This is a genomic window from Nostoc sp. FACHB-892 (assembly GCF_014698795.1).
Taxonomy (GTDB): domain Bacteria; phylum Cyanobacteriota; class Cyanobacteriia; order Cyanobacteriales; family Nostocaceae; genus Nostoc.
This window is the reverse complement of the sequence record NZ_JACJTR010000056.1, coordinates 20,230-31,488: the sequence shown is the minus strand read 5'-3', so window position 1 is coordinate 31,488 and position 11,259 is coordinate 20,230. Positions and strand designations below refer to the sequence as shown.

The window sequence follows — 11,259 nt, the reverse complement described above, 5'->3', positions numbered from 1 at the left end:
AGACGTTTGGCGAAATTTGTCAACTAGAGTCAGGCATAGAAAATGCTCAATTCAATGTCGAACTCATGCTCGTTGCTGGTTACGCTGGCGTTGGCAAAACAGCATTGGTGCAAGAACTCTATAAACCGATCACAGCAAAGCACGGCTATTTCATATCGGGTAAATTTGACCAATTCCGGCGCAATATTCCCTACAGCGCCATTGTGGATGCCCTGCAAAAGTTGGTGCAGCAACTTCTGGGGGAACCGGATGAGCAAGTGCAACAGTGGCGTATTCGTCTGCTCTCAGCTTTAGGAAGCAATGGGCAAATCATCATTGATGTCATTCCTGAAGTTGAATTAATTATTGGCAAACAGCCACCCGTACCCGAAGTTGGAGCAACGGAAGCTCAAAATCGCTTTAATCGAATCTTTCAAAATTTTGTGCGGGTGTTTTGTTCAAAAGAACATCCCCTGGTCATCTTCTTAGACGATTTACAATGGTTCGACTCCGCAACGCTAAAGTTAATCGAGCTATTATTACTTGACGAGCAGACACAATATCTATTTTTGATTGGAGCCTACCGAGATAATGAAGTGGCTCCAACGCATCCACTAATATTAACGCTCTTAGAACTGCGAAAACAAGGGGCAGTGCTTCAGGGGATTACCTTAGTACCCTTAATGCCCGAACCATTGAGTCAATTGATCGCCGAGACATTACATTGCAATATTGACACTGTTCATCCCCTAGCCCAATTAGTGTTACGTAAAACTGAAGGCAACCCTTTCTTTGTCGGTGAATTTTTGCGAATGCTGTACAGCGAAAATCTTCTGACCTTCAACGCAAAACACTTAAGCTGGCAGTGGGATATTGCTCAAATTCAAGCCCAAAATATTACTGATAATGTAGTGGAGTTGCTGCTGCTCCAGTTGAAGAAACTGCCAAAAGAAACACGGCGAATTCTCCGCTTAGCCGCTTGTGTTGGAGCTGAATTTGATTTAGAGACGTTAGCGATCGCTTGTGAAAAATCGCCGAAAGTAATTTCTCTAGATTTACTAGCTGCAATACATGCTGGATTAATTCAACCTCTATCTGAATTAGACGAAAACTTGTTAGTTCAAGACTACAAGTTTTTGCACGATCGCGTCCAGCAAGCAGCATACGCCTTAATTGATGAGTCACACAAACAAGTTGTTCATCTCCAAGTCGGTCGCAATCTACTCGAAAAAACTTCATCAGAGCAACTATCAGCCCGACTGTTTGAAATCGTCGATCATCTTGATCGGGGAATTGAGTTTGTCACCGCTCGAGTAGAACGAAATGAAATTGCCAAATTGAATTTAATGGCAGGTCAGAAAGCAAAAGGTGCAACGGCTTATGAAGCAGCTCTTCAGTATTTCAATATAGGACTGAAACTCCTAGATACAGACAGTTGGCTCAGTGAGTATGACCTTACCTTAGCACTGTACTCAGAAGCAGCAGCGGCAGCGTATCTTCACGGTCGCTTTAGTGAAATGGAACACTTCGTCGAAGTGGTACTCAACCATGCGAAGACAGTGGTTGACAAAGCGCAGGTTTACGATAGTAGAATTCAAGGATATTTGTCACAGGGCAACCTGAAATCAGCACTAAAAATTGGCTCGGAAGTGTTAAAGCTCCTGGGAATAGATTTAATAGAAAATCCAAGTCAGGTAGATATTCAAAGGGAATTGGAGTCAACGGCTGCGCTACTTGCTGAACGAGAAATCGAAGACTTGATTAATTTACCAGAGATGACTGCACCAGAACCGCTAGCAGCAATGTCAATCCTAGCGAATATGGGGGCTGCTGCATTTATAGTGTCACCAGCACTGCTGATACTGATTACTTGCAAAACGGTAAATTTATCAATCAACTACGGTAATGCTATCTGGTCATCGCTGTATTATGCGGTCTATGGGTTTGTTCTATGTGGAGTTGTTCAAGACATTGAACTCGGTTATAAATTCAGCAAATTGGCGCTGGGTTTGGCAGAACGATTGAATACCAAAGGAAAAGCTAAAGCATTAATGTTTTCGGGTGCCCATATCATGCACTGGAAGGTGCATCTTAGGAACACAATACCAATGCTGGCTGATGCCTATCAAAATGGAGTGGAAACTGGAGACTTTGAATTTGCTGGTTACGCTGCATATAACGTATGCTATAACTCGTTTTTTGCTGGAGAGGAACTCACCCAACTGGAACAAAAAACAGCAACTTACAGCAAAGCGATCAACCAAATCAGACGGGAAAGCCCCTCGAATTGGCTTGCAATATTGTGGCAGACAATTCTTAATCTGCTAAATAGGTCTGAGAATCCCAGCCGCTTAGTTAGTAGGCTATGCAATGAAGAGCAGGCGTTAACACACGCTATTGCAGTTAGAGACGGAACTGCAATTCAAATGCTGTATCTACACAAAGTTATACTGTGTTATCTATTTGGAGAATATCATCAAGCTGTACAAACCGCTGTTGTGGCAAGGCAACATTTTGAAGAGGTGACAGCAATAACAGTTTTACCTGTATTCTGTTTGTATCACTCTCTGGCGCTTTTGAGCCTACCGCTCGATGCTTCAAACTCCCAAAAAGTAGCTTGGCTCAATTGTGTTAACATCAACCAAGAAAAAATGCAGAAGTGGGCAGAACACGCCCCAATGAATTATCTACATAAATTTCATCTAGTCGAGGCAGAAAAAGCACGAGTCTTAGGGCAATTTCTTGAGGCTGAAGAGTTTTACGAGCGAGCGATCGCAGGTGCTGCTGAGAATGAGTTTATCCAGGAAGAAGCACTCGCCTATGAATTAGCGGCTAAACATTATCTGGCGCGAGGGCGGGAAAAAATTGCTCAAACTTACATGAAAGAGGCGCACTATTGCTACGATCGCTGGGGCGCAACCGCTAAAGTTAAAGATTTAGAAAAACGCTATCCACAACTCCTCAACACCAACCTAGTTCGGCAATCACATTCAATCGTGATCAATGAAACGATCCGTCATCCCACTGCGGCGATCGATTTGGCGGCGGTGATGAAAGCGGCTCAAGCTCTCTCAAAAATAATCCATCTCGATCAACTGATTGCCACGTTGATGCAGGTGGTAATCGAAAATGCAGGAGCCGAAACAGGCGCTCTGGTTCTCCTGGAAGAGGATCAACTCACTGTGATGGCTCAATGCAGCGGAAGTAGACAGTGTGACCTAGAAAAGTTCGCTGTTACTGACTGTGCAACGATTCCTGTCTCCGTCATTCACTCGGTAGAACGTACTCAAGAAACTTTGGTGCTTGATGATGCAGTCAGCGAACCTCCTTTTTCAACTGATCCTTACATTCAACATCAACAGACGCGATCGCTCCTGTGTATGCCCATTATCAAGCAAAATCAGCCGATCGGCATCCTTTATCTAGAGAACAATCTCAGTACCGGAGTATTTACTAGCGATCGCTTGCAAGTCCTGAAACTGTTGATGGCTCAGGCAGCAATTTCCCTGGAGAATGCTCGATTGTATGAACGGTTAGCAGACTATGCCGAAACACTGGAAAGGAAAGTAGAAGAACGAACTCAAGCCTTACAGCAGGAAATCGCTGAACGTCAACAAACCGAAGCCGCATTGAGACAAAGTGAAGCGAATTATCGCAACCTGCTACAAACCGCGAATTCCGTCATCATTCGCTATGACACGCAAGGACGGATTCGTTACATCAACGATTATGGGGTGAAACTTCTGGGCTATGAAGAACATGAGATTGTAGGACGAACCGTATTTGAAACGATCATTCCAGACATCGAAACCTCTGGACGCGATATGAGACCCTTTGTCCACAATTTGCTTCGTGACCCTCAATCGTTCCCGCAAGGCGAGGGGGAAAACCTGTGTCGAGACGGTCGGCGAGTTTGGATGGTCTGGTCGAATCAAGTCGTCTTCAATAAACAGGGAGAGGTCGTTGAAATCTTATCGGTGGGCAATGACACCACCCAGCGTAGGCAAGCAGAAGAGGCATTACAACGCAGTGAAGCCAAGTTCCGAGCTATCTTTGAAAACTCGCAAGTCGGCATCTACCGAACCCGCCTCTCGGATGGATTAATTCTCAATGCCAATCAACGCTATGCCAATCTGCTTGGCTTTGATTCACCAGAAGAAATCATTGGGCTGGAACACACCATCGACTATTTTGTAAATCCCAGCGATCGCCAAAAAGCCATTGAGGCGATGAAGCGGGATGGGGAAGTGCGAAACTTTGAAGCACAACTGCGAAAACGAGATGGGACATTGTTCTGGGGACTTTCCTCTGCTTATCTGAATACAGACGATGGCTACATCGAAGGGGTGACTGCGGATATTAGCGATCGCAAACAAGCAGAAGCCGCTCTACAAACGAGTGAAGAACGATTACGCTTAGCATTAACCGCTTCAAATCAAGGACTCTACGATATCGATTTAAAAACTGAAGAAAGAATTGTTAACCCAGAATACGCTTTAATGCTGGGCTACAATCCAGCAACATTCCACGAAACCATTTCTGAATGGATTGCTCGTTTGCATCCTGATGACAGAGAATCAGTTGTCGCAACCTACCGTGCTTACATTGCTGAAGAAATCCCCAACTTTCAAGTAGAGTATCGCCAGCTTACCCAGGATGGTCAGTGGAAATGGACTCTTTCTGTCGGCAAAATTGTTACCTGGAATGAATCCGGTGAACCCATCCGAGCGTTGGGAGTTGTTACGGATATCGACGATCGCAAACAAGCAGAAGAGGTGTTGCGCCAGTCCGAGGCTCAGTTTCGAGAACAGGCAATCCTCTCCGCTTTTCGTGCCGATGTGGACAGTGCCCTTGCTCAAAGTGATAGTTTACCCTTGATGCTGCATCGCTGTGCAGAAGCCGTTGTTAAGCACTTGAATGCGGCATTTGCTCGAATTTGGACAATCAATAAAGACCAGAATGTTTTGGAGTTACAAGCCAGTGCGGGAATGTATACCCGTCTTGACGGTACCTACAGTCGAGTGTCCATGAATAGCCCGAAACTTGGACGAATTGCTCAAGAAAGCTTTCCACTGTTGATCAACAATGTGTTTGATGACTCATATATTGATCACGAATGGGCAGAGCGAGAAGGTATTGCGGCATTTGCAGGCTGTCCGATCCTGCTGGATAAGCAGTTGGTTGGCGTGATCGCGATGTTTGCTCGACAATCCATTCCGGTGTCTCACTGTGAGGCATTGGGGTTTGCCGCTCGCGAGATGGCATTGGGAATTAAACGCAAGCAAGCAGAAGCAGCATTGCAAGCTTCTGAAGCAGAACTGCGGGCGCTCTTTTCAGCCATTCCCGATCCGCTGTGTATCTTCACTGCTGAAGGGCAATTGATCTGTGCAATCGAAGGAAATCCGTCCTATGGAGAGTTGAATGAGGAGGAGCATATTGGTCAAGTATTGCATCAACTCTATGCTAAAGAACAAGCTGATGAATTCCTGAATTACATTCAACAGGTGCTGAGAACTCAACAAGTCCTCACCGTTGAATACAGTGAGTGGCTATCTGGACGAGAAATCTGGTTTTCGGCTCGCATCGCACCGATTCGGCACGAACAGGTGATTTGGTTGTCGCGAGATATTACGCTGCAAAAGCAAGCAGAAGCCGCCTCGATCTTGGAAGAACGCAACCGCATGGCACGCGAAATTCACGATACCCTTGCCCAAGCCTTTACAGGCATTCTCATCCAGGTTGATGCAGCAACTCAAGTGCTAACCGATGATGCAGAAGCCACCCAAGCCCATTTAGACACAATCGAGGAACTAGCCCGAACCGGACTGTCTGAAGCGCGTCGCTCGGTAACAGCACTGCGTCCCCAGTTGCTAGAAGAAGGTGATTTATCCAGTGCCCTAGAGCGGCTGGTAAACCAGATGAGAGTGGCGACCAATACGGATATCATTTACTCAATTCAGGGGGTCGCCTATTCCTTACCCGCCGAGGTGGAAAATAACTTGCTGCGGATTGGACAAGAAGCACTGACCAACGCAATCAAATATGCTAACGCGAATGAAATTAGAATTGAATTAGTCTATGACGATGCTCAGTGTCGCTTGCAAGTCAAAGACGACGGACAAGGCTTTGGCGTGGTTGGCGTTCCAATGAGCGGCGGATTTGGATTGTTGGGCATGAGCGAACGGGCAGAGCGCATCGGAGCACAACTGGCGATCGAAAGCCAACCCGGTCAAGGAACAGAAATTATTGTGATTGTTAATCGAGGGTGATAATCATGACGAGCCAATCCACACTGATTCGGGTTCTAATTGCTGACGATCATTCCATTGTCAGGCAAGGATTGGCAACCATCATTAACCGCGATCCAGAAATGACGGTAGTTGCTCAAGCCGAAGATGGGCAACAGGCGATCGATCGCTTTCGGGAACATCAACCAGATGTAACGCTAATGGATTTGCGAATGCCGCAAGTTAGTGGGGTGGAAGCCATCAGCGCAATCTGTGCTGAATTTAAACCTGCCCGGATTATTGTGCTAACCACCTACGATGGAGATGAAGATATCTATCGCGGACTACATGCGGGTGCTCAAGGCTATCTGCTTAAGGATACTAAATCTAATGAGTTGCTGAATGCGATTCGCACCGTTGCTTGTGGTCAGCAATACATTCCACCAAACGTGGGAGCAAAACTGGTGCAGCGTCTGAATAATCCAGAACTCAGGGAACGAGAGTTAGAGGTACTGGGCTTAATGGCACGAGGGATGAGCAATTCAGATATTGCGACTGCTTTAAGTATTAGTGAGAATACTGTCAAAACCCATGTCAATCGAATTTTAAGTAAGTTGGGCGTGAGCGATCGCACCCAGGCTGTGATTGTTGCGATTAAACGCGGCATTGTCAGTTTGTAAGCGAGTCACCCTTTAGTTTGACTCCGGAGTCCAACCAGAGTTGGAGCGATGATGACATTGACAGAGGGACTGATTCATCATTCGCTTTGGTGAGCAAAAGTTGCAACTCTCAGTTGACGACAAGTGAGAGGGCAATTGCCTATATTTAATTCTAGGCAAACACGAATAGTAATTGAGTTACAGCATTGAGTTTGCTTCATCTAGATCGCAGAAAGAGGGTTGAATCGCTTGCGATTACCATTGCTTCCCTCAGAGGTGTTCAAGTGAATCAAGACCGAGACCGTAGTTTGTTATCTATTCCAGCTTCAACACAGGATCACATGCAAGGTGTACTCAATGCCGACGTGGTGCTGGTAGTGTATGGAGATTATCAATGCTCTGTCAGTGCAGACGTTTACAAGATAATTAAAGTGATCAAACGAGAGCTTAGTGCTGCTTTTGGAGAAGATTATTTATGCTTGATCTTCCGTCATTTTCCGCAAGCACAGATTCATCCCCAAGCTCAACGAGCCGCCCAAGCTGCTGAAGCCGCCGCTGCCCAAGGACAGTTTTGGTCAATGCACGACACTTTGTTTGCCCATCAACAGAAGCTAGAAAATGGTTATCTTGTAGAGTACGCCAACGATTTAGGGCTTGATATCCCTCAATTTCTCAAAGAGTTGTCTAAACAAGTGCATGTCGATCGCATCAATGAAGATATCGAAAGTGGATTGCACAGTGGAATAACGGCTGCTCCAGCCCTATTCATCAATAACATTCGGTATACCGGACGCTGGAAAATAACAGAGTTGACGGCAGCCATTGTCGCTGCAAGTCACTAAGCTCTATTCATATCTGACTTGTTTGTTAGTGCTAGAACACCGATTCACTAATAAAACGCGAGGTTGAAAAACCGGATTTTTAGGTCATTTCAACCACAGTTTCTTTCTTGTACCTAAAAGAAACCCGAGTTTTTCGTCATGACTCTGAATACTGAATCGGTGTTCTAGTAAGTGATCGAATGCGCGATCGCTAGCTTTCGCCTGTTTTATTGAACAACTTGCCAATTTTTGAACCATGCTAACAACTACAACGTTAACCACTAAATTCAAGAACAAAGGCTTAACGCGCACCCAATTGCAACAAGTACTCGACTACATTCAGACTCACCTCGATCGAGACTTGTCACTGGCTGAACTGGCAGAGACTCTTAATTTTAGCCCGACTTACTTTGCTAGTGCATTCAAACAAGCGATCGAGATTGCTCCACACCAGTACGTAATTCAACAGCGGGTGGAACGAGCAAAATTGATGCTGTCGAAAACAGATTTAGCAATCTCCGACATCGCTCTACAAGTCGGCTTCTCCAGTCAAAGCCATCTGACGCAACAATTCAAGCGCCTGACTGGAATGACGCCGAAACAGATTCGCTAACTCGATCACGCACGAGTCAAGGAGACAAAGATGCAGTTTAAAGCAATCACAGGAAAGCAGGGAAGCGGAACGGAAGTGAAAGACACGACTTACGTGGAGGCTGCGAGGTGGGGTAAATATCGGGGGTGGCGGTATGTTCTGGGGCTGGTGGTCATCCTCTTTGCGTGGCTGGTGGTCGGGACTGGCGCCGGCGTCCTCGTCGCGATCGCGCTCAGCGGCCAGCCGGATTACTCTGTGCTTGGTCCCTTCGGGAAGTTCCTGTTTGTTATGGCAGGTTTCGCGTTTTTCCTCGTGGGGGTTCTCATCGCCGTTACCCGTATCCACCGCCGCCACCCCCGGACGCTGGTCACGGCGCGGGAGAAGATAAGCTGGCGTCGCGTCGGCCAGGGGTTTGTGGCTTGGTTCGTTCCAGTGTGTCTGATAGGCGTGCTGGGACAGTACCTCTTCTACCCCGACACCTTTTCCTTCAACTCCGACCTGGCGGCGTTCGCGCGCTTCGTGCCGATCGCGCTGGTCTTCACCGCGATCCAGACCACCACTGAGGAGCTTTTCTATCGCGGGTACATCGTGCAGGGGGCAAGCATGATCTCGACCAACCGCGTTTTTCTGGCGCTCACGTCAGCCGTGATCTTCACCGTACCACACCTCCTAAACCCGGAGGCGATCGCGGGCGGCTGGCTCACGGTCTTTTCCAACTACTTCCTCGTTCCGGGTCTGGTGTGGACTGTAGTCTCGTTGATTGACGGAACCACCGAGCTTGCTATCGGCGTACACTTCGCGAACAACATCGTCGGCTTCCTCCTGTTCAACATAGCCGGAAGCGCCGTGACCACGCCAGCCCTGTTCACAGTCAGCGAATACCACGCGACCTACGGGGCGCTATCAGTGCTGGTTGCATTACCCGTGTTCCTAGCGATCGCCTACAAGGTGTTCAAACGCGATAAGGCATCCGAACCCGTTTCCCAAAGCGATCGGATTGGTCGTCGGTGATCTCGTCAGTTCGTTGCTGAAGGTCAATCTTGATTGAAACAGGAGAAACAGAATGATATTGCAAGATAAAGTGGCGTTAGTCACTGGTGGCACATCGGGAATTGGCAGAGCAACAGCGTTAGCGAAGCTTAACGAAGTTATCGCGCTCGGTGCTGCTGGAGCAAAAGTCGTGTTCTCCGGTAGATGCGACGCAGAAGGTGAAAAAACCGCCCAACTGATTCGCGAAACAGGCGCTGAATGCTTATACGTCCATTGAAACAAATTCACTAACATCACAAGAATCTGAAAGCAGTCAAGCATTGGAACTCAAGACACTTTAGATAGATAGAACCAGGAGTATTTAATCATGGTCAAAGAGCAAACTGTAGACGGACAAGCTTCTTTACAAGCAACTACCAATTTGACACCAGCCCAGGAGTCTTTGCAAGCACTTTGGGAAGAGCATTTACAGTACGAGTTTGGCACTCACAGTACTGAAGATGCCCTCGCTACGATGGTTGAAGATGCTTACGTTAACCACATCCCGGTAATGACTGGGGGAGTCGGGAAACCAGCACTGCGCGAGTTTTATTCCAAATACCTCATTCCACAGATCCCGCCAGACCTCGAGCTAGTTCCGATTTCGCGCACGATCGGAACGGATCAACTTGTCGATGAAATGGCGGCTACGTTCACTCATACGATCCAGATGGACTGGATGCTACCTGGCGTTGCTCCAACCGGGAAACGGGTGGAAGTGCCAGTAGTAGCGATCGTCCAGTTCCGTGACGGCAAGCTAGCCCATGAGCACATCTACTGGGATCAGGCGAGTGTATTGATTCAACTTGGCTTGCTCGATCCTGGTACGCTGCCCGTTGTAGGGGTTGACAGTGCGCGCAAGGTACTTGATCCGAGCTTGCCCTCAAACGCACTGATCGATCGTGCCAGCGATTGCCCAAGGGGCAGTGGCGAAGCCAATCGCGACTAAGTGTAGGAGCCAGCAAATATCAATGCCTAAACCCGCCATTTTGCAACCAGGATCGTACTCATCCTGGTTGTAGGAGGTGCTTCTTATTGCTGGCTCCTACACGTATTGCTCATTGAGTTTTTGACAAAGTGACACAGCCATTCACAACAAGAGGTAACTATCATGATCCTGAAAGACAAGGTTGCTTTGGTGACTGGTGGAACATCGGGCATCGGTCGAGCAACCGCAATCGCATTTGGTGCTGCCGGAGCAAAAGTCGTGTTCTCCGGCAGACGCGACGCAGAAGGTAAAACAACTTCTGCGATGATTCGTGAGACAGGAGCGGAGTGTTTGTTTGTGCGATCGGATGTATCGAGTGAACCAGAGGTTAAGGCGCTGATAGAGAAAACAGTCGCAACTTACGGAAGGCTAGATTTTGCCTTCAATAACGCTGGATTTGGTACAGTCCCAAAGCCACTACACGAGCAGTCTGTTGAAGACTTTGACAGCATGATGGCAACTAACCTGCGGGGTGTGTTCTTATGCATGAAATATGAAATTCAACAGATGCTGACTCAAGGAGCAGGGGTCATCATCAACAACTCTTCAGTAGCGGGATTGATCGGGGTACCTGGAATGGGTCTTTATACTGGGAGCAAACATGCTGTGATGGGTCTCACTCGTTCTGCTGCGCTCGATTATGCCAAGCAAGGGATTCGGATTAATGCCGTCAATTCTGGCTATATTCGCGGCACAGAAATATTTACTCCTAAGAGCCTCCAAGAGATGGGCATGACTTTAGAGCAGTTTGATTCGATGGTGTCGTCGAGCATCCCGATGGGGCATAGGGGTCAACCTGAAGAAATTGCTGCAACGGTTGTGTTCTTATGTTCTGATGCTGCGAGCTACATCACTGGACAACCTTTAGCGATCGATGGCGGATATACAGCGAGTTAATTTTCGATCGTTAATGGTGGACTCACAGTGAATCGATCCATTTCAAGAGAGAACAACCGGACTTAAT

7 protein-coding genes and 1 pseudogene are annotated in these 11,259 nt (G+C 47.4%); all 8 read left to right on the top strand.

Annotated elements, in window-relative coordinates; translation table 11 throughout:
* Window positions 1–65 precede the first annotated feature (65 nt).
* The 8 genes and pseudogenes from H6G96_RS35310 (at window position 66) to H6G96_RS35265 (ending at window position 11,192) form a co-directional block, all read left to right on the top strand.
* The gene (locus tag H6G96_RS35310; RefSeq protein ID WP_242063539.1) at window positions 66–6,248 is read left to right on the top strand and encodes a PAS domain S-box protein; all 6,183 of its coding nucleotides are present in this window, start codon (window positions 66–68) and stop codon (window positions 6,246–6,248) included.
* Between the two features lie 5 nt (window positions 6,249–6,253).
* Window positions 6,254–6,886, top strand: coding sequence for a response regulator transcription factor (locus H6G96_RS35295; protein WP_190918445.1), 633 nt, complete (start codon window positions 6,254–6,256; stop codon window positions 6,884–6,886).
* A 263-nt stretch (window positions 6,887–7,149) separates the two neighbouring features.
* On the top strand, window positions 7,150–7,707 hold the full coding sequence (locus H6G96_RS35290) for a thioredoxin domain-containing protein (RefSeq protein WP_190918443.1): 558 nt from the start codon (window positions 7,150–7,152) through the stop codon (window positions 7,705–7,707).
* A gap of 235 nt (window positions 7,708–7,942) precedes the next feature.
* Window positions 7,943–8,299: an AraC family transcriptional regulator gene (locus tag H6G96_RS35285; protein ID WP_190918441.1), complete on the top strand. Its 357-nt coding sequence runs from the start codon at window positions 7,943–7,945 to the stop codon at window positions 8,297–8,299.
* A 30-nt stretch (window positions 8,300–8,329) separates the two neighbouring features.
* Window positions 8,330–9,289 (top strand): type II CAAX endopeptidase family protein, encoded by a 960-nt coding sequence (locus H6G96_RS35280; RefSeq protein WP_190918439.1) that lies wholly within the window; start codon window positions 8,330–8,332, stop codon window positions 9,287–9,289.
* A gap of 52 nt (window positions 9,290–9,341) precedes the next feature.
* A pseudogene (locus tag H6G96_RS35275) lies at window positions 9,342–9,539 on the top strand (SDR family NAD(P)-dependent oxidoreductase); the annotation flags it as partial.
* A 96-nt stretch (window positions 9,540–9,635) separates the two neighbouring features.
* Window positions 9,636–10,256: a nuclear transport factor 2 family protein gene (locus tag H6G96_RS35270; RefSeq protein ID WP_190918435.1), complete on the top strand. Its 621-nt coding sequence runs from the start codon at window positions 9,636–9,638 to the stop codon at window positions 10,254–10,256.
* 162 nt (window positions 10,257–10,418) lie between these two features.
* Entirely contained in the window at window positions 10,419–11,192 is a 774-nt protein-coding gene (locus H6G96_RS35265) for a glucose 1-dehydrogenase (protein ID WP_190918433.1), read from the top strand.
* The last annotated feature ends 67 nt before the right edge of the window (window positions 11,193–11,259 follow it).

Bases quoted from the DNA above. Each gene is read 5' to 3' on its own strand.
- H6G96_RS35310 (WP_242063539.1), top strand. From the start codon at position 66: ATGCTCGTTGCTGGTTACGCTGGCGTTGGCAAAACAGCATTGGTGCAA.
- H6G96_RS35295 (WP_190918445.1), top strand. From the start codon at position 6,254: ATGACGAGCCAATCCACACTGATTCGGGTTCTAATTGCTGACGATCAT.
- H6G96_RS35285 (WP_190918441.1), top strand. From the start codon at position 7,943: ATGCTAACAACTACAACGTTAACCACTAAATTCAAGAACAAAGGCTTA.
- H6G96_RS35280 (WP_190918439.1), top strand. From the start codon at position 8,330: ATGCAGTTTAAAGCAATCACAGGAAAGCAGGGAAGCGGAACGGAAGTG.
- H6G96_RS35270 (WP_190918435.1), top strand. From the start codon at position 9,636: ATGGTCAAAGAGCAAACTGTAGACGGACAAGCTTCTTTACAAGCAACT.
- H6G96_RS35265 (WP_190918433.1), top strand. From the start codon at position 10,419: ATGATCCTGAAAGACAAGGTTGCTTTGGTGACTGGTGGAACATCGGGC.